Source organism: Streptomyces sp. NPDC007991 (assembly GCF_042958445.1).
In the GTDB taxonomy this organism is placed as follows: Bacteria; Actinomycetota; Actinomycetes; order Streptomycetales; family Streptomycetaceae; genus Streptomyces.
Map to the genome: position 1 here is coordinate 1 of NZ_JBIBJD010000021.1, position 20,875 is coordinate 20,875.

Below are 20,875 nucleotides of genomic sequence, written 5' to 3' on the forward strand. Positions count from 1 at the left end.
GACGCGCACGCCGAGTCCCCGACCACGGCGTTCGCGCTGTCCCGCCTCGCCGACCCGGACACCCTGCACCACACCCCGATCGGTGTCCTGCGCTCGGTCGACCGCCCCGTCTACGACACACAGATGGCCGACCAGCTCGACACGGCCATCGAACAGCACGGCAAGGGCGACCTGGCCGCACTGCTGGCCGGCGGCGACACCTGGACCGTCATCGGCTGACCCACAGAAGCACACCGAAAGAGCCCCGGCCGCGCACTGCGCATGCGGTCGGGGCGGGCTTGGCTTACGCCGCTTCAGCGGAGCGGGCCGCTACTGCGTGGACCGCAAGGCGTCGAGTCGCATGAATCCCGTGAAGCGCACCGCGAACGAGGGTGAGACCTCGTCGTCGAGAGATCCCCGCACGCCCGCCATCACGTCCGCATCGGGCTTTCCGAACACCTCGAAGCGTTCCACCCGGCAGTGCTTCATCACTTCCTGGATGTACGGCTCGGACATCTTCCAGTGTGCACGGACGGAATCCGAGTCCCGGTACATCTGGAAACTGTGCGCGAACAGCTTCTGCTCGTCGATGAACACCTCCACCATGACCTGGGGACCGTGCTGCTCCACGAACCGCACAGCCTTCTCGACGGCTTCCCGGTAGGCATCGAGATGCCCCTCGGTGATGCGCATGGTGTTGCGGAAGAGAAGAATTCCACTGTCCGGTGCGTCCACGTTGTTCACGCCTTCAGCCTCCACGGCGATCGTCTCAGGGCCACGACAATGCACCATGTTCCCCGCTCGGCACCCGCAGACTCGCCCATATCGCGCCCAGCCGGCGGACAGGGCGCGGAATGCGGCGTGACGGAGCCGCAATTGGCGGAAATTCGAGCCCTGGTTGAGTAGCACGCAGAGACGGCTGCGGAGCCAGGAAACCGCATGTGCCGCAACACGAGCGGCACGCAGGTGAACTTCCGGCCGCCCGAGTCAAACGTCTTCTACGACGCCGCCTGCGCCGGGGCCGTGGTCCGGCGGGGTACGAGGGTGGGGGAGAGTACGACCCGCTCCGACGGTCGGTGACGGTCGGCGATCCGGCCGAGCAGGAGGCGCACGGCGCTCCTGCCCATCTCGTGCCCCGCCTGGTCGACGCTGGTCAGTGAGATCGGGCCCAGGGCGGCGAAGGTGGTGTTGTCGTAGCCCGCGACGGCGAGGTCGCCGGGGACGGACAGCCCGGCCTCGGCGACCGCTTGGAGTACGCCCATGGCGACGATGTCCGCTCCGGCGAAGACAGCCGTGGGGCGGTGCGGACGGGCCAGCAGTCGCTTCGCGCCCTCGTAGCCGCCTTCCTGGGTGTAGCTGGTGGAGACCACGTCGGTCCACTCCTCCAGGCCGTGCGCCCGCATGGCCTGCCGGTAACCGTCGGCGCGCCGGGCGTTGGGCATCTCGGCGAGGCGCGCGGGATCGGTTTCGTGGTGCTCGATATGGGCGATCCGGCGATGCCCGAGACCTGCGAGGTGGCCGACGACCAGCGAGGCGCCCTCGATGTCGTCGTCCACCACCGTGTCGTACAGCGCGGAGGTCCCGTGCCGGCCGATGACGACGGTGGGCACGGCGGAGGCGATGTGTTCGAGGCGGGCGCGTGACGAGACGGGGGCGACCAGGACGAGGCCGTCCATGCCGCGGTCGATCATCGCCTCGGTGACCTGGGCCTCCGCCCGCTCGCCGTTGCAGCCCGGCCCGAGGAGCACCTGGTACTCGGTGTCCTCCAGCGCACCCGTGACGCCGTCGAGGATCTCGGGGAAGAACGGGTTGCGGATGTCGGGCAGCATCACGCCGATGGTGTAGGTCTGCCCGCGCAGACCCCGGGCGCCCGCGTGCGGCCGGTAGCCCAGCTCGTCGATCGCCCGGCGCACCTTGGCGCGCATCTCGGGGCTGGCGCCGTAGGCGTTGCGCAGCACCTTGGACACGGCGGTGGTGGACACCTGGGCATGTCGGGCGACGTCGACGATGGTGACTCTGCGACGTGGTGCCGGGGGTTCCATCCGGTCCCCTGCCTCTCCGGGAAACGTGTGCCGCCGAGTGTATGCCGGGCCCCTTGACGCCACTCGGGCCGCTCTCTAGGGTCTGGCCACACCCCTTTGGGAAACGTTACCCAAACCGCTGTTTCTGAATCGATTCAAGAAGAGCCGGCCATGCCCAGCCGGTCATCGCCCTGCCGGCCGGTGACCGGAGAACCGAAAGGAAGCAGGTGTGAGGCGTGAGGAGCGCAGTGCGGACGGCGGCGGCCGGGAGCCCGGCGCGGGAGAGCTTCCCAGCGCGCACAGCACGGCGGTGCCTCGCCGCACCGTGCTCGCCGCGACGGCCGGTGTCGTGTCGGTAGGGGCCGGGGCCACGGGAGGCGGCACGAGCGCGGCGGCGGAGCCGTCCCGCGCCGCGCAAGGCGCCGCGGTGTGGGGGCTGACCGTCGAACACCGCACGGACCCGCTCGGCGTGGACGCGAACAGGCCGCGCTTCGGATGGCGTATGCGGTCGGCGGCGCGCGGCCGGAGCCAGGGGTCGTACCGGATCCTCGTGGCGAGTTCGCCCGACAAACTCTCGACCGCCCGCGCGGATCTCTGGGACAGCGGGCGCGTCAGCTCCTCCGAGTCGGTGGCCGTCCGCTACGAGGGCGAGCCGCTCAGCGCCTCGACCCGCTACCACTGGACCGTCACCGTCTGGGACGCCGAGGACCGTCCGGTCGGCGTCGCATCCCCCGCCACCTTCGAGACCGGCCTGATGAGCACCGACGGCGTGACCGGATGGGACGGCGCGCAATGGATCGGGATGAAGGGGAAGGTCCCCGGTTCGGCAGGCGCTCCCCTGCTGCGCAAAGAGACACCCCTCAGGGCCGACGGCCGGCGGCAGGTGCGCGAGGCGCGGCTGTACGTCTCGGCCCTCGGTGTCTACGACGCCCACGTCAACGCAGAGCACGTCACGGTCCCGCAGGACGGCGGCACCACGATCGAGCTGCTGCCCCCGGGCTGGACCAACTACGACAAGCGCGTCACCTACCTGACCTACGACGTCACGCACCTCGTGACGCGGCGGCGGACCGTCGCCCTCGCCTTCGTCCTGGGCAACGGCTGGTACAACGGCCGTGTCTCCGAGGGCAGTACGTACTACTCGGCGGACGGCAACGCCCTGGCGGTGAAGGCCAAGCTGCTCATCCGGTACACCGACGGCACGGAGCAGACGGTCGTCACCGCCCCGGACGGCGGCTGGAAGGCCACGGACACCGGCCCGTACCGGGCCGATGACATCTACGACGGCCAGACCTACGACGCCCGCAGGGAACTGCCCGGCTGGACGGCGCCCGGATTCGACGACGGCGCGTGGACGGACGTGGAACGCGTCGCCTTCGAGGACAGGTACCCGGACGCGCGGCTCCTCGCCTACCCGGCCGAGACGGCACGCCTGATGCCGCGGTGGGACCGGCGGCCGCGGTCGATCACCGTCGCCACCGGAGTGACCGGCCAGGAGGGGAGCCCGAACGGCAAGGGGCGCATCGTCGTGGACCCCGCCCGGACGGTCACCGACCCGGAGCAGGCGGCCTCCGCCGCCGTCACGATCGGAAGTGGCGAGACGGCCGTCTTCGACCTCGGCCAGAACATGGTCGGCGTCGCCCGCTACGGCCTGCGCGGCCCGGCCGGCACCCGGGTCGAGTTCCGGTTCGGCGAGATGCTCAACGACGACAGCGCCGGCGCGGACGGCCCCGAGGGCTCCGTCTACCGGGCCAACCTCCGCAGCGCCAAGGCCACCAGCACGTACATCCTCAAGGGCGACCGGCACGGCGAGACCCATCAGGACGCCCTGACCTTCTACGGCTTCCGCTACGTCTCCGTCACCGCGACGGACACCGTCACGATCACCGGTCTGACCGGCAAGGTCGCCACGTCCGCGATCCGCGAGACCGGCACCCTCACCACCGACGACCCCGACATCAACCGGCTGATGAGCAACATCCGTTGGGGCCAGCGCGGCAACTACCTCTGGGTGCCGACCGACTGCCCGCAGCGCGACGAACGCCTCGGCTGGACCGGCGACACCCAGGTCTTCGCCAGGACCGGCCTGTTCAACGCTGACGCCGGTGCCTTCCTCAGCCACTTCCAGACCACCGTCGTCGACTCCCAGGCCGTCTACGGCACGGACGGAGCGCAGTTCACCGGCGTGGCCCCCGGCGGCCGGTACAACTTCCCCGGCGGCGGCAGCGGCTGGGCGGACTGCGGGGTGATCGTCCCGTGGACGGTCTGGCAGATGACGGGCGATGCGACCATCATCGAGGACAACTGGCCTGCGATGACCCGCTACCTGGACTGGATCCACGAGCAGACCGGCGACACCTACGCCGGGCAGGGCTCCCTCACCGGCGACTGGCTGGCACCGCAGAAGACCAGCGCGCAGCTCATGAGCGACGTCTACTACGGCTACTCCGCGCGGCTGATGGCCCAGATGGCCAGGGCGACCGGCAGGACGGCGGAGGCAAAGGAGTACCAGCGCCTCTTCGGCCGCATCAGGCAGGCGTTCATCACGACGTACCTGAGCACATCGGACGGCCGGGTCACGGTGAAGTCCAGCCTGGGCGACGCCTCCCCGATCGAGCCGGGCGCCGACCCCGACCAGAAGACGGAGGACAACAGCCAGACAGCGCTGCTGTGGGTCCTCAAGCTCGGGTTCTACGAGACGCAGGCACAACGCCGCGCCCTGCTCGGGCACTTGGCCGACAACATCGGCAACGACGCGGCCTACAAGGCGGCGCACCCGGACAGCAGCCGGGTCCGGTACGCCGAGGACACCCTGTCCGTCGGCTTCCTCGGGGTCAACGTCCTCGCCCCCGTCCTCACCGACGAGGGCCGCGCCGACCTGGCGTACGCACTGCTGCACCAGGACGCCCTGCCGTCCTGGCTGTACTCGGTGCGCAACGGCGCCACGACGGTCTGGGAGCGCTGGAACTCCTACTCCGACGACGCCGGCTTCGGCCCGGTCAGCATGAACTCCTTCAACCACTACGCCTACGGCGCGATCATGGAGTGGATGTACACGCACATGGCCGGCATCGCCCCGGACCCGGACAGCCCCGGCTTCCGGCACTTCCTGCTGCGGCCCCACCTCGATCCCACGGGCAGGATCACGCGGGTGTCGGGCTCGTACGAGTCGCCGTACGGCGAGATCACAAGTGCGTGGGAGGTCGTCGAGGCGGGCCGGACCCTGGTGTACGACGCCGTCGTGCCCCCCAACAGCGAGGCGACCCTGCGCCTTCCGGCGACCTCCGCCGACACCGTCCGCGAGGGGCGCACCCCGCTGGCGGGGGTGCCCGGAGTGCGTTTCCTCTCAGCCGCGGACGGGGTCTGCTCGTACCGCCTGCCGTCCGGACGGTACCGGCTGTCAGCCGCGCTGCGCTGACCGGGCCGGCGGGGCGTTCACCTGCCGCATCCAGTCCCCGTCGGTGTGCCACATGGGGTGGTGGGGCGCGGCGTTGGACGAACTCCGCGGTGTCCTCGCCGACGGCGTCCTCCCGTCCGCGTCTCGCTCCGCGTGCCGCACGCCCCCAAGTGGAGCCCGGCCTCACGGTGTGCTTCGACCGAACTGCTGCTGGTGCTGGACCGGCCCGACGCGGCAGAGCCGGAGGGCGTGGACACCCTCCTGTCCGGACGGACCCCGACGGCACGGTCGTACGCGTCCTCGACGGCCTGACCATCGCCAACGGCCCGGCCTTCACCGCCGACGGCACGACTCTGCACCTCGCCGACACGGCCGAGGGCACGATCGTCCGCTGCCGGGCCGACCCCGTCTCGAGCGACCTCTCCGGCCCGGAGACGTTCACCCGCCTGCGCGAGGCCGAAGGAAGCCCCGACGGGATGACCGTCCCCGCCCCGCACCCCACGTCGGTCTGCCTGCCGTCCTGTCAGTCGGACGCGGCCTCCGTGAACTGGTTGGTGTCGAACAGCCGGTTGATGTGGCCGCCGAGTTCCGACCAGTGCTGGCCCGAGAGCCCGGCCGCCGCGTGGGCGTCGCCGCCGGCGCAGACCTCGACGAGCCGGCCGTGGTGCTCGATGGTGTTGCGGCCGCCGAGGAGAGTGGAGAACTTCCGGTAGAGGATGCGGTGGATCTGCGGGTGGAGCTGCTCGACGATCCGGCTCAGGACGGGGTTGTCCGCCGCCGCGATGGGGACGGCGTGGAAACGGTCGTCGGCGGCGAGGGCGGCGTCGGTGTCGTTGGCGGCGACGGCCCGTTCGAAGTCCCGGTTGGCCTCGCGCATCCGCTGGAGGTCCTGCTCGGTCATGACCGGCACGGCCGTCTCGACGGCGAGCTGGTCCAGGGAGCGCAGCACGGCGAGGGTCTTCTCGACGTCGCGGCGGTTGAGGGTGGTGATGCGCGTGTAGACGCCGGGCTTCGCCTCGACCAGGCCGATGTCCGCGAGCCGGGCGAGCGCCTCGCGCACCGGTGTGCGGCTGAGCCCGAGGCGCTCGGCGAGTTCGCCGTCCTTGACCTTTTCACCGGGGGCGAGTTCTCCGCGCACGATGGAGTCACGCAGGCGGTGAAAGACCTCGTCGCTGAGGAGGCGGCGGGAGACAGGGCTGTCCAGTGACATATTGCGTACAGTACATCGCTCTAGGCGGCCTCTCCGGCGGTGGTTCCTCTTCCGACCCGGCGGACGAGTGCCCGGGCCAGGACGAGCGCGGGGTCGACGAGGGGGACGTCCACGGCGTCGGCGGGCAGGCCGAGAGGGATCTCGGTGCAGCCCGCGATCACGGCCTGAGCGCCCTGTCCGGCCAGGCGCCGCGCGGCGCGCTCCAGGGGAGCGGCCGCATTGTCCCGGTCCCCGGCCTTCACCGCACGGATGCCGGCCATCACCTCCCGGTCCTGGCTGTCGTCGTCGGGCAGCACGAGACGGATTCCGAAGCGGTCCAGCCACTCCTGGTACAGGCCCGCCCGCAGGGTGCCGGTGGTGGCGAGCAGTCCGGCGGTGTGGATACGGGGGCTCACGGTGGTGAGGTACCGGGCCACTTCGCCGATCATGTGGACGATGGGCAGGCCGACGTGGTCGGCGATACGCGGGACGAAGGCGTGCGCGGTGTTGCAGGGGATGGCGATGACGGTGGCGCCGGCCTCGCGCAGGACGCGGCTGCCGTCGAGGAGCCAGGGCGTGGGATCGGGGCCGTCGCCCAGCAGGGCCTCGGTGCGGTCGGGGACGGTGGGGTCGGACCAGATGACCGTACGCAGGTGGTCCTGGTCGCTGCGGCCCGGGGTCATCGACACCAGCTTGGCGTAGAAGTCGGCGGTGGCCGCCGGCCCCATGCCGCCCAGGATGCCGATGATCTCCGAGGTGGGCGTGGTCACTGCGCGGGTTCCTTCGTCAGGGCCGGGGCGCCGGCCTCGGCCGGGCTGCCGGGGGTGTCTTGCCCGCCGCGTTTCGCCTCGCGCCTCTTCTCGGAGCTGTCGACGACGGCGGCGGCGAGCGAGTTGCCGATGACGTTCACGCCGGTGCGGGCCATGTCGACGATGAAGTCCACGCCGAGGAGCAGCGCGATGCCTTCGGCGGGCAGCCCGACGGAGTTGCCGGCGGCGATGAGGACGACGATGGAGGCGGAGGCGACGCCGGCCATGCCCTTGGAGAGGATCACCAGCACGCCCACCATGAGGAGCAGGGCGGGCAGGGACGTGTCGGCGCCGTAGGCGTTGGCGAGGAAGACCAGGGCGGCGGCCTGGTAGAGGACGGAGCCGTCGGTGTTGAAGGAGTAGCCGAGGGGGACGACGAACGAGGTCGTCGAGCGGCTGAGCCCGAACGCCTCCAGCTTGCCCATCAGCGGGGCCAGGACGGACTCGGAGCTGCGGGTGACGAAGGCGATCCCGGCCAGCCCGGCGATCGACTTCATCAGCTCGACGTAGCGGATGCGGTAGAGCGCGGCGATGAGCGGGAACAGCACGCCGACGACGATGGCCAGGCCCGCGTAGACCACGGCGATGAACCCCAGCAGGCTGCGCAGGTTGCCGAAGCCGTAGTGGGCGACGTCGTAGGAGATGAAGCCGAGCACGCCCAGCGGTGCGATGCGGATGACGTAGCCGACGACCTTGAACATCACCGCGGCGACGGACTCCAGGACGGCGGCGAAGGGCTCGGACTTCTCGCCGATCGCGGCCATGGCGACGCCCACGAGGAGGGCGAAGACGATCGCGCCGAGCAGGTTGCCCTCGCTGAACGCGGCGAAGATGTTCTTCGGTACGGCGTGCAGGAGCAGTTCGTGGAAGTCGACGCCCTGGCTCAGGCCGTCCAGGTCCTTGGCGTCGGCCCCGTGGACGGGAGCGCCCTTGCCGATGCCCGTGAGCTTGGCCAGTGCCACCGCGATCAGCAGGATGACGGTGGTGACGAGCTCGAAGTAGAGGATGGCCTTGCCGGCGATCCGGCCGACCTTCTTGACCGACTCCATGCGGGCGATGCCCAGCACGATGAGCGGGAAGACCAGCGGCAGGACCACGACCTGCACCAGGTTCAGGAACACCTCCCCGAGGGTCTTCATCTGCTCTCCCGCCGACGGGGCGAGGGTTCCGATCAGGGCGCCGAGACCGACGGCGATGACCGACTGGACTCCGATCGGCATCCGCAGACAGCGCCGCCAGAAGCCCGGGGGCCGGGTCGCTGGAGTGTCCGTGCTGGTGGGGTGAGGGTGAACGCGGTTCATGATGCTCCTGCCATGCAATATATTGCGTTCTGCGTGTTGGCCGGTAACACTGATGCCGCGAGCAGCGGCCTGTCAAGGGGCCCGCACGGACGAGGAGCATCAGATGGAGCCGACCACACGCGTGGAACACGACCTGGTGGGGGACAAGGAGGTCCCGGCCGACGCCTACTACGGCGTGCACACGGTGCGTGCGGTGGAGAACTTCGCGATCACCGGGTCGACCATCGCGCAGTTCCCCGACCTGATCGCCTCACTGGCAGCCGTCAAGCAGGCGGCCGCCCGGGCCAACCGTGACCTGGGCCTGCTGCCGCCGGACATCGCCCGGGCGATCATCGGTGCCTGTGAGGAGATCGGCTCCGGCCGGCTGCACGAGCAGTTCGTCGTCGACCCCGTGCAAGGTGGCGCCGGCACCTCGACGAACATGAACGCCAACGAGGTCATCGCCAACCGAGCCCTGGAGATCCTCGGCCATCCCCGCGGCCGCTACGACGTCATCCACCCGCTCGACCACGTCAACCTCGGCCAGAGCACCAACGACGTCTACCCCACCGCCGTACGCCTGGCCCTGGTCGCCTCCCTGCGCCGGCTCGGCGTCTCCCTGGGAGGGCTGGCCACGGCCTTCAACGCCAAGGCGACAGAGTTCGCAGACGTCCTGAAGATGGGCCGCACCCAGCTCCAGGACGCCGTCCCCATGACCCTCGGCCAGGAGTTCACCACCTACACCGTCATGATCGAGGAGGACCGTCGGCGCCTGGACGAGGCCGCCGCCCTCCTGCTGGAATCCCACCTCGGCGGCACCGCGATCGGCACCGGCATCAACGGCCACCCCCGTTACGCCGAACTCGCCTGCCGCCATCTCGCCGACATCAGCGGCGAACCCGTCCGGCCCGCCGGCGACTTCATCGAAGCCACCCAGGACTGCGGCGCCTTCGTCCAGCTCTCCGGCGTCCTCAAGCGCGTCGCGGTGAAGCTCTCCAAGACGTGCAACGACCTGCGTCTGATGTCCTCGGGCCCCACCGCCGGGCTCGGCGAGATCAACCTGCCGCCGGTGCAGGCCGGTTCGTCGATCATGCCCGGCAAGGTCAACCCGGTGATCCCCGAAGTCGTCAACCAGGTCGCCTTCGAGGTCATCGGCAACGACCTGACCGTCACCATGGCCGCCGAGGCCGGACAGCTCCAGCTCAACGCCTTCGAACCCGTCATCGCCTACAGCCTGTTGCGCTCCCTGACCCATCTGCGCGCCGCCTGCGGCACGCTCGCCACCCGCTGCGTGCCCGGCATCACCGCCCACCGCGAGCACCTCCACGACACGGTCCACCGCTCCATCGCCCTGGTGACCGCGCTCGCCCCGCACATCGGCTACACCGCCTCCACCACGCTGGCGCGCCAGGCCCTCGCCACGGGACGCGGCATCAAGGAACTGGCCACGGAGGCGGGTCTGCTCACGACGGAGCAACTGGACACGATCCTGCGCCCGGAGAACCTCACCGGCCGGGCACCGCTGCCGGAGGTGCTGACCATGCCGTGAGGGAGGAAGCCGGACAGGGTGAACTGATCGCTGCAGTGGCCGGTATGAGTCCTGGCGCCCAGCTTTCCGACGGTCCCGCAGGCCCACCGCTGCGCAAGGACGCCGAGCACAACCGGGAGCGGATCATCGCCACCGCGCGCTCGGTGTTCGCACGCGACGGCCTGAGCGCCTCGATGGCGTCGGTGGCCCGAGACGCGGGCGTGGGCATCGCCACCATGTTCCGCCGCTTCCCCACGAAGGAGGAGCTGGTCGACGCAGTCTTCTCCAGGACCTTCCGCACTGCCAAGGCCTTGGAGCAGCGCCGCGACGAGGCGTAGGAGGCCATGGTCCGGCTCATCGGCCGCGCCAACCGCCGAGCGGCTGCGCGAGGACTTCGACCCCTCGGACCTGGTGCTGATCCATGGCCAACGCCGGTGTCGTGAACGCCACCGGCGACGCCGCCCCCGACGCCTGGCGGCGTGTCGTCGCCCTGATGATCCAGTCCCTTGAGGCCCCGGCCCCCTGCCCGACCCGCCCGAGCACGACGCCCTCCACCAGGCGATGCTCCGCGCCGGCCCCGAAGGCCCCACCGCGCCGGCCGCCGACGAGGTCGTGCAAGTCCTTGTCGTGGAGGCTGCGCCCGGCCTCGGTGCGCAGGAGGTCGACGGACATGTCGGCGGCGGGTTCCCAGTTCTTGTGGAAGCGGTGGGCGGCGGCGTGGGGTGTACTGCCGGTACACCCTTCACCAGTGGCTTCGCTGCGCGCGCCCTGGGCTGTTTCCCTGGATGTCGTGGCGGTGACGTGACGCGCCCGGCACGGCTCGGCGCCGCGGGCCCGGGCACACGGAAGGCAAGGAGAGTCCCGACGACAGGAGAGGGGACCGACATGGCACTGGTTCTGGTGACGGGGGCGGCCGGCGGGCTCGGGCGCGACACGGCGGACGCGCTGGCCGGCGAAGGGCACGACGTCGTCGTCCACGCCCGCAATCCCGCCCGGCTCGCCGACGCCGACGGCACCGCCCGGTGGAAAGGCGTCGTCACCGGGGACCTGTCCGACCTGGACGAGATCCGCGACGTCGCCCGGCAGGCCGCCGGGTTCGGCCGCTTCGACGCCGTCATCCACAACGCCGGCGTCATGAACCGTCCCGAAGACGTCACCGTCAACACCGTCGCGCCCTACCTGCTGACGGCCCTGATGGACAAACCGGCCCGGCTCGTCTACCTGAGCAGCTCCATGCACCACGGCGGCTCCACCGACCTGCGCCGGCTGGCCGTCGGAGCCGCCTCCTACAGCGACACGAAGCTGTGGGTCACGACCCTCGCGCTGGCCTTCGCCTCCCGCTGGGAGGGAACCTCCAGCCACGCGGTCGACCCCGGGTGGGTCCCCACCCGGATGGGTGGTCGCGGCGCACCGGACGATCTGACCGCCGGGCACGAGACCCAGGCATGGCTCGCCACCCACCATGACGTGACCCCGAGCACCGGCGGCTACTGGTACCACCGCCGGCCCCGGACACCCCACCCCGCCACGCGGGACGAACAGTTCCAGGCGCGGCTCATCGCAGCCCTGGGACGGCATACGGGCGTCGCCCTCGACTGACCCGGCTCCCCCTTTTGCCCCTGTGGGTGACGTGGCGCCGGCGCCGGCGCCACGCGTTCACCAGAGGCTACTTCGCCGCCATCGGCGTGACGGCGAGCCGGTCGATCACCGGTGCGTACGGGGACCGCTGGTCGTACTGGTTGTAGGTGTCGCCGTTGAAGTCGGGGAGTTCCCCGGCGGTGAAGGTGAGCCGGTTCGTGCCCTTCTTCAGGGTGACCGGGACGGTCAGGTCCCAGAAGTTGTTGAAGTGGAAGGTGGTCGGGAACAGCACCCGGCGGGCCGGGCCGCCGTTGACGGAGAGGTCGGCGTGGCGGGCGATCGGGTCGGGGTTGTAGTGGGTGGCGGGCGCCTGCTCGGCGTTGGAGTAGCGGATGGTCAGCGCGTGCCGCCCGGCCCTGGCGGCGACCACGTCGACGGTGAGGGCGTTGGCCTTGCCGTCGCCGATGTCCGTGACGGCCTTGCCGTTCGCGGCGAACGGGTAGGCGTCGGTGACCTTCGCGGCGCCGGTGAGCGTGCCGTTCTCGGCCTGGTAGACGGTGGGCACCAGGGTGCCCTTCGACGGGGCGACCCGCAGCCGGTCGAGGACCAGCTCGTGTGCCGCACCGGTGACGGTGATCTTGTTGAGGCCGCCGGACAGGAACAGCCGGACCGTGTCCGTGCCCTTCCCGGCCCCGCCGACCTTGGGCAGGTCGAGCTGCTCGCCGTTGAGTGCCAGGCTCGCCTGTCCGCCGCCCAAGTGGTCGACCGACACGGTCGATTCACCGTCGGCGGGGGAGTGGACCCAGAACGTCGCGGAGGCGCCCTTCGGCAGCGGAACCGCGCCCGGCCCCGAGGCACCGCCGTAGGTGTAGCGCGGCGCGGTACCGGTGAGGGTGGCGTACTCGGCCTCGTAGAGCGCCGGGGCGGTCACCTGCTCGTCGCGCAGGGACAGGTCGAGCTTGTCGATGATCGCGTCGCCCTTGGTGACCCCGAGGTCGGGGTCCTGGGCGGCCAGCGTGATCCGGTGCTTGCCCGCGGTGAGCTTCACCGTCGTGTCGGTGTGGCCCCACACCACCCACTTGTAGCCCAGCGGCAGCCGCAGTTCCTGTGGCTCCTTGCCGTCGACCCGCAGGAAGACGTTGGTCGGGCCCTGCTCCTTCACCAGGTCGTACAGGTTGTAGGAGTTGGCGAAGACGCTCAGGTCGTAGGTGCCGTCCTGCGGGACCTCGACGTCGAAGGAGAGGACCCCGTCGGAGCCGGTGCGCAGACCGCCCACGTTGTAGGCGCCCGACGTGGCGAACTTGCCGACGTCGGAGGGCGTGCCCTCGGGGCCGTTTTTGGAGTAGCCCTTGCCGGTGTAGGTGGCGTTCTCGGCCTCGTACGTCTTGCGCCAGCTCACGGAAGGCGCCGCCGGCTTCCCGCCGTTGCCGCCGGGGGAGAGGATGACCTGGTAGGCGGACATCTCGTTCATGCCGGTCATCGGCAGTGTCACCGAGCCGTCCGCGCCGACCGTCAGCTCCTGGTCCGCGAGCCGCGACGGCTGGGCGGAGTCGCCGACCTGACCCGTCCACGGGATCTCCTGGACGGTGGCGCGCACGGTCTTCCCGAACAGCTTCGGGTCGATGTGGTCGAAGACGATGTCGGCGTCGCCGCTCTTGCCGCCGAAGAGGGCCCGGGACTGCTTCTTGTCCTCGTCGAGGGTCGCCACGCCCTGGAGGGTGTACTGCTGGTTGGGGTGCGGGGCGGTCACCTGGACGGTGTGGCCGGACATCTGCCCGTAGGCGTTGAACAGCCACCACTGGCCGTTGCCCTTGTTGGCCTCCACCGCCGAGTCGTTGAGATTGCCGTCGATGTTCCAGTACGCCAGGTCGGCGTCGATCTTCGACTCCTCGATGGCGGAGACCCACTGGACGACCTGGCCGGGCACGGACAGGTGGTAGTTGTGCCCGTACTCGTTGACGTTGACCGGCAGCGGCCCGACGCCGACGTCCTTCTCCATCTGCCGGTACTTCGCCACGTTCGTGCGGACCGCGGCGGGTGACGACAGCTCGTGCCAGGTCATCACGTCCGGCACCACGTCGTTGGCCTTGGCGTACTGCAGGAAGCCCTTGACCTGGTTGTAGAGCACGCTGGTGTTGGGGCCGGCGATGCGGGCGTCCGGGTCGAGGCCCTTGATGAGGTGGTAGACCTCCTTCCAGGCCGCGAAGTAGGCTTGCGGGTCGTTCAGCCAGGAGACCTTGTCGTAGCTCCACTCGCCGGTCCCGAACATGTTGCCCTCGGGCTCGTTGAAGGGCACATAGACGACGTGGTCCTTGTACTTCCCCATGGTCAGGACCTGCTGGACCTGCTTCTTGATCTTCGTCTTGAAGTCCGCGAGCCGCTCGGGGCCGTTGGCGCCCGGCCACTGGTACGGGAAGCCGCGGTAGATGTCGGTCATGTAGATGTAGACGTCCTTGCCGCCCGAGTCCACGAACGGCGGCAGCATCTCCAGCGCGTCCGCTCCCGGGTGCTGCGGACCGTCCTGCGCCTTCGTCGACACCGTGCGCAGGTGCATGCCCTCGATGAGGTTGCGGCTCGGCACGCCGTCGCCGTACACGCCGTACAGCGAGCCGGCGGCGCCGCCGTGGAAGGCGCCGGTGTCGGTGGCGAGATCGATGACGAGCCGTTCCCGCTCCGCGGCCCCGGCGGTGCCCGCGGACGGGCCGGCCAGGAGCGTGGCGAGCGCGGCCGTCGCGACGGCTCCGGCCACAGTCGTTCTACTTCGTCGCACTGAGGTCTCCGTGGTTTGCGTACTGCTCGGACGTTGACTGCTCGGACGCTGAATCGGACCCCGAGGGAGTCGAACCGGTTCGACTCGGTGCAGGGGAGTGGGCTGCGATCCGTCCGTCATCCCTTGTGGGACACGGAGGCGGCCGCTCGTCGAACCGGTTCGCAGGAAGCTAGCACCGGCGAAATCTCCCAGCAATACCCCTGTCACAGGGCAAGAAGTTCGTGCGGGGTGTTGACAGCCGCCCGGGCAGTTCTTAGCTTCACTTCACGCGAACCGGTTCGACACTCGCCGGTTCCACAGCCCACGCAAGGAGTCGCCCGTGAACATCGGTGAGATCGCCCGGCGGGCCGGTGTCTCGCGGAGCACCGTGTCCTACGCGCTGAGCGGCAAGCGTCCGGTGTCGGACGAGACCCGCCGGAAGATCCAGGAGGTCATCGACGAGCTGGGCTACCGGCCCAACGCCAGCGCTCGCGCCCTGGCCAACGGCCGCACCAGCACGATCGGCCTGGTCTTCCCGCCCGCCGGGAACCACTACACCGGCATGCAGCTGGACTTCATCGGCAGCGTCGTAGAGGCCGCGGCAGCGTACGACTACGACGTGCTGCTGTCCCCGAGCGGCGTGGACAGCGACCGCTCCTTCCAGCGGCTGCTGGGGGAGCGGCGGGTCGACGGCGCGATCCTGATGGAGATCCGCCTGGAGGACGACCGGGTCGACCACCTGGCCGCCCTGGACTTCCCCTCCGTGGCCATCGGCCGCACCGCTCATCCGGAGAACGGCTGGTGGGTCGGCCTTGACCACACCGCACTGGCGGCGGCGTGCGTCCACCATCTCGCCGACCTCGGTCATCGCCGGGTCGCCTTCGTCAACCGGCCGGAGCAGCTCCTGCGGGCGGGATACGAGTCCGCGCACCGGGGGCTGGACGGCTTCACCAAGGCGGCTGCCGAGCGCGGGCTGACCGTTCGGACGTACTGCTGCGGGGACGACGCCGCCTCCGGCCAGGCGTGCCTGGAACAGATCCTGCACGACGAACCGGCGACGACGGCCCTGGTCACGCTGAACGAGGCCGCCTTGGGCGGCCTGTACCGAGGGCTCTCCCAGGCGGGCCGACATGTGCCGCGCGACTTCTCCGTCACCGGAGTCGTCGCCTGCCGGTGGGCGGAGACGGTGACCCCGCAGCTCACCGCGGCGGACGTACCCGCCGAGGAGATGGGCCGGCGCGCCGTCGACCTGCTCATCGAACGGCTCGACCATCCCGGCGCGCCACCCCGGCACCACCTCCTCGCACCGCCCATCTCGCTGCGGGCCAGCACCGGACCCGCCGGCGGCCCGCCCCCCGCCTGACCCCCGACCCTCCTCGCACGCTCCTCACTTCACGCGGCGCGACGCCGCTCCTCGGCGTGCCCGCACACCCCGCATCACCCGCCCACAGCACCCGTATGCCAAGAACGAAGGACCCGCCATGCACAGCTCCTCCAGACGGCGCCTCGCGGCCGTGGCCCTGTCGACCGTCGTCGCCGTCGTCGGCACCGCCTGTTCCTCCGGCGCCGGCAGCACCGACGCCAAGGACGCCGACAGCGGCACCTACACGATCTGGGACCCGTACCCGCAGTTCGCCAAGGGCTCGGCCTGGACGAAGCTGCTCGACAAGTGCGGCAGCCAGGCCGGCGTGAAGATCCAGCGGACCGGCTACGACACCAGCGACCTGGCCAACAAGACGCTGCTCGCCGCCCAGCAGGGCAACTCCCCGGACGTCCTGATCGTCGACAATCCGGTCGTCTCGACCCTGGCTGAGGCGGGCGTGCTCACCACGACCGACGAGAACAAGCTGGACACCTCCACGGTGGACCCCAACCTGCTCGCGGCCGGTCAGTCGGGCGGCAAGACGTACGGCACACCCATCGGCGCCAACACCCTCGCCCTCTACTACAACAAGAAGGTGCTGAAGGAGGCCGGGGTGGACATCGCCTCGGTCAAGGACTGGACGTCGCTGACGGCGGCGCTGGCGAAGGTGAAGAAGGCGGGCAAGAAGGGCATCACCTTCTCGGCGATCGGCACCGAGGAGGGCAGCTTCCAGTTCCTGCCCTGGTTCTGGGGCTCGGGCGCGCAGCTCACCCAGGTCGACTCGGACAAGGCCGTGTCCGCACTGTCGCTGTGGAAGGGCTGGCTGGACAAGGGCTACGCCCCCAACTCGGTCATCAACAACACCCAGACGACCAGCTGGCAGGAGTTCGCCGGCGGCGACTACGCCTTCGCCGAGAACGGCACCTGGCAGCTCGCGAACGCCGAGAAGGCCGGCTTCGAGTACGGCGTCCTGCCCATCCCGGGCTCCGCCGGAGGCCACGCCGCCGCCCCGACCGGCGGCGAGTTCGTCACCCTCCCGGTCCAGGAGGACACCGGCCGCTACACCACGTCGCAGAAGCTGGCGACCTGCCTGACCAGCACCCGGAACCTGTACGACACCGACACCACCCTGTCCTACGTCGCCCCCACCGGTGAGGTCCAGGACAAGCAGGTGGCGGCGAACCCCGCACTGAAGCCCTGGGTGGAGGCGGTCAAGTCGGCCAAGGGACGCACCAGCGGTGACCTCGGCACCAAGTACCCCAAGATCTCGGAGCAGTTGTGGAAGGCGGTCCAGTCCGCCCTCAGCGGGTCCAAGTCCCCCAAGGACGCACTGGCGTCGGCGCAGGCCGCGGTCAAGTGACATGGGCCCGATGAAGCAGACGGCACACCCGCCCGCCCACCGGCCCGTGCCCACCCCGGCCGGGCCGGCGGCGGCCTCCGCCCCGCCCCCGGCCCGTGCCGGGACACGACGCCGTCCGACCTCCCAGCAGTGGGCCGCCTGGGCCTTCCTCGCCCCGGTGACCCTCTACCTCGTCCTCTTCTACGCCTATCCGCTGTACCGCAACCTCGACCTGAGCCTGCGCGACTACACCGTCCGCTCCTTCGTCCAGGGCAACGCGCCCTTCACGGGCCTGGAGAACTACGCGAAGGTCCTCGACGACCCGACCTTCGCCCCTGCCCTCCTCCACACCGTGGTGTTCACCGCCGTGTGCCTGGTCTTCCAGTACGCCATCGGCCTGGCCCTCGCGGTCTTCTTCCACCAGAACTTCCGGCTGTCGGTGACCCTGCGGGCCCTGTTCCTGGTGCCCTGGCTGCTGCCGCTGATCGTGTCGGCCTCCACCTGGTCCTGGATGCTCAACAGCGACTCCGGCATCGTCAACGCCCTGCTGAGTGCCGCCGGAGCCGACCCGGTGAACTGGCTGACCTCGCCGACCTGGTCGCTGACCTCGGTGATCATCGCCAACATCTGGATCGGCGTCCCCTTCAACCTGGTGGTGCTCCACAGCGGCCTCCAGTCCATCCCCGCCAGCCTGTACGAGGCGGCGGCACTGGACGGGGCGAACGCCTGGCACCGCTTCTGGCGCATCACCTTCCCGCTGCTGCGCCCGGTGTCCGCGATCACCCTGCTCCTGGGCCTCGTCTACACACTGAAGGTCTTCGACATCATCTGGATCATGACCAAGGGCGGCCCGGCCGACTCCTCCACCACCTTCGCCACCTGGTCCTACCAGCTCGGCTTCGGCAACCTGCTGCCCGCCTTCGGCCCCGGAGCGGCCGTCGGCAACCTGCTCGTCGTCGCCGCGCTGGTGTTCGGCCTCGTCTACATCCGGGTCCAGCGAAAGCAGGCGCTGTCATGAACCGAAGCACCGGCCGCGCAGGGTGGAAGACGGCCATCGGTCTGCTGCTGACCGGGATCATGCTGTTCCCGGTCTACTGGATGCTCAACGTCTCCCTCACCCGCGACCAGGACATGCGCAAGAGCCCGCCGGACCTGCTGCCGCTGCACGGCACCCTGGCCGGCTACCGCACCGTCCTGGACGAGCAGTTGCCCTACCTCGCGACCAGCCTGGTCATCGGCCTGGGCACGGTCGTCCTGACCGTGGCACTGGCCGCCCCCGCCGGCTACGCCCTGGCCAAACTCCGCCCGCGCGGCGGCGGCGTGCTCGGCTTCCTCTTCCTGGTCGCCCAGATGATCCCCGGCATCATCATGGCGATGGGCTTCTACGCCATCTACCTCCAGCTCGGCCTGCTCCGGTCCGTGCCCGGCCTGATCGTCGCCGACTCCACCCTGGCCGTCCCGTTCGCGGTGCTCATCTTCACGGCGTTCATGTCCGGCATCCCCGGCGAACTGCTCCAGGCCGCGACGATGGACGGCGCCGGGCCCCTGACCACTTTCCGGTCCATCGTCCTGCCGATGAGCCGCAACGCCGTCGTCACGGTGTCCCTGTTCGCGTTCCTGTGGTCCTGGTCCGACTTCGTCTTCGCCGGCACCCTCGTCAACGGCGGCGCCCACGAGCCGATCACCCTGGGCATCTACCACTACATCGGCAACAACAACCAGGAGTGGAACGCCATCATGGCGACCGCCGTCGTGGCCTCGCTGCCCGCCGCGGTGATCCTCGTCCTGGCCCAGCGTTACGTCGCCGCCGGCGTGACCTCCGGTGCCGTCAAGGACTGACCTCCCGTGGCCCTTCCCTTCCGCCGACGATCCCTGCTCAAGAAACGAGTCACGCCTTCATGACCGCCGCCCCGTCGTCCGGACCGGCCTTCTCGGTCCACGACATCCCGTTCAGCACGTTCGGATCCTGGTTCGGCATCTCACCCGTGGTGGCGGAGAAGACGTACGCCGAGGACCTCCACCTCGTCTCGCACCAGAACGGCATGCACGCCGTCCTGAGCCTCGTCCCCCTGGACCCGGCGACGGGCGAGCGCACCGGCACCCGTGTCGAGGCGACCCCGGGACTGCTCAGCTGGATCGCCCCGGCCGGTCGAATCGACCTCGCCTACGAGTCGCCGGACACCGTGCGCCTGCGGGGCAGCGGCCTGGGCCTCGGCGTCTTCGCGGCCGCGCAGGTCCTGACGCCGTTCAGCGGGACGTACTTCTTCCACGACCCGGCGGCGGACGCACACGTGTTCACGTCGTACGAGACGGGACGCCGCTACCGCGTCACCGTCCTGACCGGCCGTATCGCCCGCGCCGCCGGCGCCCAGGCCCTGGGCGCCGGCGAGCGTGGCCTCGCCCTGGCCGCGGCGGCGGACGGCGGGTGGGAGATCGCCGTCGAGGAACTCGACACCGCGCGCCCGCCGTACACGTCCTCGGCGGCCTTCGGCGAGGTCGCGGCGGCGGCACGCGGAACCTTCGCGGACTTCGTCGACGCGGTGGCCCCCTGGCGCTCGTCCGACACCCCCGCCGCCGAACTCGCCGCCTACGTCCTCTGGTCGGCGACCGTGCGCCCGACCGGACTCGTCACCCGGCCCGCCGTGCTCATGTCCAAGCACTGGATGGACAAGGTCTGGAGCTGGGACCACTGTTTCAACGCCCTGGCCCTGGCCCCGGGCTGTCCCGGACTGGCCGTGGACCAGTTCGCCCTGCCCTTCGACCACCAGGACGGCAGCGGAGCCCTGCCCGACTCGGTCACCCACTCCGAGGTCCTGCACAACTTCGTCAAACCGCCCATCCACGGCTGGGCGTCGGGCCGTCTGCGCCGCCGGCTGCCGGTGCCGCCCGGCCGGGCGGCACTGGCCGAGACGTACGACCGGCTGGCACGCTGGACGGACTTCTGGCTCAGCGCACGACGCGCACCCGGCGCCGCCCTGCCCCACTACCAGCACGGCAACGACAGCGGCTGGGACAACGCCACCACCTTCGACCCCGAACGGGTGGTCGTCACCGCCGACCTGGCCGCCTTCCTCGTCCTCCAGCTCCATGAACTCGCCTGGCTCGCCGTGGAGTTGGACAAGCCCGACGAGGCGAGCCGGTGGACGCGCACGGCACACGAGACCCAGTCGGCGCTGCTGGACGAGCTCTGGACCGGCGAACGGTTCGTCGCCCGGGGAGCCGCCACCGGGCACACCTGGAGCAGCTCCAGCCTCCTCGACCTGATGCCCATCGTGCTGGGCGAGCACCTGCCCGGCGAGATCGGCAGCGCGCTGGCCGACCACATCAAGGCCCATCTGACCCCGTACGGCCTCGCCACCGAACTGCCCACCTCACCGCACTACCTCTCCGACGGCTACTGGCGCGGCCCCGTCTGGGCCCCCGCCACCGTCCTCATCGAGGACGGTCTGCGCCGCGCCGGCCACGACCGGCTCGCCGACGACATCAGCGCCCGCTTCCGCGCCCTGTGCGAGACGCACGGCTTCGCCGAGAACTTCGACGCCCTCACGGGCACGGGTCTGCGCGACCGGGCCTACACCTGGACCGCCGCGAGCTACCTCCTCCTCGCCGAAGCACACGCCCACCGTACCGGCCACTGACCGTG

15 protein-coding genes and 4 pseudogenes are annotated in these 20,875 nt (G+C 70.4%); 12 read left to right on the forward strand and 7 right to left on the reverse strand.

Going from position 1 to position 20,875, the window contains the following annotated elements:
- A pseudogene (locus ACFZDA_RS38850) lies at positions 1-219 on the forward strand (2-oxoacid:ferredoxin oxidoreductase subunit beta); the annotation flags it as partial.
- 90 nt (positions 220-309) lie between these two features.
- Here the strand turns inward: ACFZDA_RS38850 and ACFZDA_RS38855 are convergent.
- Together ACFZDA_RS38855 and ACFZDA_RS38860 are read right to left on the reverse strand one after the other, a co-directional pair.
- Complete coding sequence (locus tag ACFZDA_RS38855) at positions 310-723, reverse strand: hypothetical protein (RefSeq protein WP_391090782.1); 414 nt, start codon at positions 721-723, stop codon at positions 310-312.
- A gap of 254 nt (positions 724-977) precedes the next feature.
- Positions 978-2,021, reverse strand: coding sequence for a substrate-binding domain-containing protein (locus ACFZDA_RS38860; RefSeq protein ID WP_391090784.1), 1,044 nt, complete (start codon positions 2,019-2,021; stop codon positions 978-980).
- Between the two features lie 208 nt (positions 2,022-2,229).
- Between ACFZDA_RS38860 and ACFZDA_RS38865 the strand changes: the two genes are divergently transcribed.
- From ACFZDA_RS38865 to ACFZDA_RS38875, 3 genes and pseudogenes are all read left to right on the forward strand, one after another.
- The gene (locus tag ACFZDA_RS38865; RefSeq protein WP_391090786.1) at positions 2,230-5,418 is read left to right on the forward strand and encodes a family 78 glycoside hydrolase catalytic domain; all 3,189 of its coding nucleotides are present in this window, start codon (positions 2,230-2,232) and stop codon (positions 5,416-5,418) included.
- A gap of 132 nt (positions 5,419-5,550) precedes the next feature.
- Complete coding sequence (locus ACFZDA_RS38870) at positions 5,551-5,709, forward strand: hypothetical protein (RefSeq protein WP_391090991.1); 159 nt, start codon at positions 5,551-5,553, stop codon at positions 5,707-5,709.
- Between the two features lie 2 nt (positions 5,710-5,711).
- Positions 5,712-5,849: pseudogene (locus ACFZDA_RS38875) on the forward strand (SMP-30/gluconolactonase/LRE family protein); the annotation flags it as partial.
- Between the two features lie 71 nt (positions 5,850-5,920).
- Here ACFZDA_RS38875 and ACFZDA_RS38880 read toward each other — a convergent pair.
- From ACFZDA_RS38880 to ACFZDA_RS38890, 3 genes are read right to left on the reverse strand one after another with little or no spacing between them, the layout of a single operon-like run.
- On the reverse strand, positions 5,921-6,607 hold the full coding sequence (locus ACFZDA_RS38880) for an FCD domain-containing protein (protein ID WP_391090788.1): 687 nt from the start codon (positions 6,605-6,607) through the stop codon (positions 5,921-5,923).
- Between the two features lie 20 nt (positions 6,608-6,627).
- A complete protein-coding gene (locus ACFZDA_RS38885; RefSeq protein WP_391090790.1) occupies positions 6,628-7,356 on the reverse strand; it encodes an amino acid racemase in 729 nt (242 codons plus the stop codon).
- The gene (locus tag ACFZDA_RS38890; RefSeq protein ID WP_391090792.1) at positions 7,353-8,696 is read right to left on the reverse strand and encodes a cation:dicarboxylate symporter family transporter; all 1,344 of its coding nucleotides are present in this window, start codon (positions 8,694-8,696) and stop codon (positions 7,353-7,355) included. Before ACFZDA_RS38890 ends, ACFZDA_RS38885 begins: the two co-directional genes overlap by 4 nt.
- 103 nt (positions 8,697-8,799) lie before the next feature.
- On the opposite strand from ACFZDA_RS38890, the gene ACFZDA_RS38895 reads away from it, so the two are divergent.
- Both ACFZDA_RS38895 and ACFZDA_RS38900 read left to right on the forward strand, forming a co-directional pair.
- Positions 8,800-10,224 (forward strand): aspartate ammonia-lyase, encoded by a 1,425-nt coding sequence (locus tag ACFZDA_RS38895; RefSeq protein ID WP_391090794.1) that lies wholly within the window; start codon positions 8,800-8,802, stop codon positions 10,222-10,224.
- A gap of 44 nt (positions 10,225-10,268) precedes the next feature.
- Positions 10,269-10,803, forward strand: a pseudogene (locus ACFZDA_RS38900) (TetR/AcrR family transcriptional regulator); the annotation flags it as partial.
- On the opposite strand, the pseudogene ACFZDA_RS38905 reads toward ACFZDA_RS38900, so the two are convergent.
- Positions 10,804-10,917, reverse strand: a pseudogene (locus ACFZDA_RS38905) (transcriptional regulator); the annotation flags it as partial.
- A gap of 171 nt (positions 10,918-11,088) precedes the next feature.
- Between ACFZDA_RS38905 and ACFZDA_RS38910 the strand changes: the two are divergent.
- Positions 11,089-11,802 carry an SDR family NAD(P)-dependent oxidoreductase gene (locus ACFZDA_RS38910; RefSeq protein ID WP_391090980.1) on the forward strand — a complete coding sequence of 238 codons (714 nt, stop codon included), beginning with the start codon at positions 11,089-11,091 and terminating at the stop codon, positions 11,800-11,802.
- 67 nt (positions 11,803-11,869) lie between these two features.
- Here the strand turns inward: ACFZDA_RS38910 and ACFZDA_RS38915 are convergent, their stop codons facing one another.
- Entirely contained in the window at positions 11,870-14,551 is a 2,682-nt protein-coding gene (locus ACFZDA_RS38915) for a cellulosome protein (RefSeq protein ID WP_391090796.1), read from the reverse strand.
- 319 nt (positions 14,552-14,870) lie between these two features.
- On the opposite strand from ACFZDA_RS38915, the gene ACFZDA_RS38920 reads away from it, so the two are divergent.
- From ACFZDA_RS38920 to ACFZDA_RS38940, 5 genes are all read left to right on the forward strand, one after another.
- Positions 14,871-15,893: a substrate-binding domain-containing protein gene (locus ACFZDA_RS38920; protein ID WP_391090798.1), complete on the forward strand. Its 1,023-nt coding sequence runs from the start codon at positions 14,871-14,873 to the stop codon at positions 15,891-15,893.
- Positions 15,894-16,011: 118 nt separating this feature from the next.
- Positions 16,012-17,253, forward strand: coding sequence for an extracellular solute-binding protein (locus tag ACFZDA_RS38925; protein ID WP_391090800.1), 1,242 nt, complete (start codon positions 16,012-16,014; stop codon positions 17,251-17,253).
- A gap of 10 nt (positions 17,254-17,263) precedes the next feature.
- A complete protein-coding gene (locus ACFZDA_RS38930; protein ID WP_391090802.1) occupies positions 17,264-18,250 on the forward strand; it encodes an ABC transporter permease subunit in 987 nt (328 codons plus the stop codon).
- On the forward strand, positions 18,247-19,071 hold the full coding sequence (locus ACFZDA_RS38935) for an ABC transporter permease subunit (protein ID WP_391090804.1): 825 nt from the start codon (positions 18,247-18,249) through the stop codon (positions 19,069-19,071). The genes ACFZDA_RS38930 and ACFZDA_RS38935 overlap by 4 nt, the downstream gene beginning before the upstream one ends.
- Before the next feature lie 59 nt (positions 19,072-19,130).
- On the forward strand, positions 19,131-20,870 hold the full coding sequence (locus tag ACFZDA_RS38940) for a trehalase family glycosidase (protein ID WP_391090806.1): 1,740 nt from the start codon (positions 19,131-19,133) through the stop codon (positions 20,868-20,870).
- The last annotated feature ends 5 nt before the right edge of the window (positions 20,871-20,875 follow it).

Coding starts and splice junctions, on each gene's coding strand:
- ACFZDA_RS38860 (WP_391090784.1), bottom strand. CDS start 2,021: ATGGAACCCCCGGCACCACGTCGCAGAGTCACCATCGTCGACGTCGCC.
- ACFZDA_RS38880 (WP_391090788.1), bottom strand. CDS start 6,607: ATGTCACTGGACAGCCCTGTCTCCCGCCGCCTCCTCAGCGACGAGGTC.
- ACFZDA_RS38890 (WP_391090792.1), bottom strand. CDS start 8,696: ATGAACCGCGTTCACCCTCACCCCACCAGCACGGACACTCCAGCGACC.
- ACFZDA_RS38895 (WP_391090794.1), top strand. CDS start 8,800: ATGGAGCCGACCACACGCGTGGAACACGACCTGGTGGGGGACAAGGAG.
- ACFZDA_RS38910 (WP_391090980.1), top strand. CDS start 11,089: ATGGCACTGGTTCTGGTGACGGGGGCGGCCGGCGGGCTCGGGCGCGAC.
- ACFZDA_RS38925 (WP_391090800.1), top strand. CDS start 16,012: ATGCACAGCTCCTCCAGACGGCGCCTCGCGGCCGTGGCCCTGTCGACC.
- ACFZDA_RS38930 (WP_391090802.1), top strand. CDS start 17,264: ATGAAGCAGACGGCACACCCGCCCGCCCACCGGCCCGTGCCCACCCCG.
- ACFZDA_RS38935 (WP_391090804.1), top strand. CDS start 18,247: ATGAACCGAAGCACCGGCCGCGCAGGGTGGAAGACGGCCATCGGTCTG.
- ACFZDA_RS38940 (WP_391090806.1), top strand. CDS start 19,131: ATGACCGCCGCCCCGTCGTCCGGACCGGCCTTCTCGGTCCACGACATC.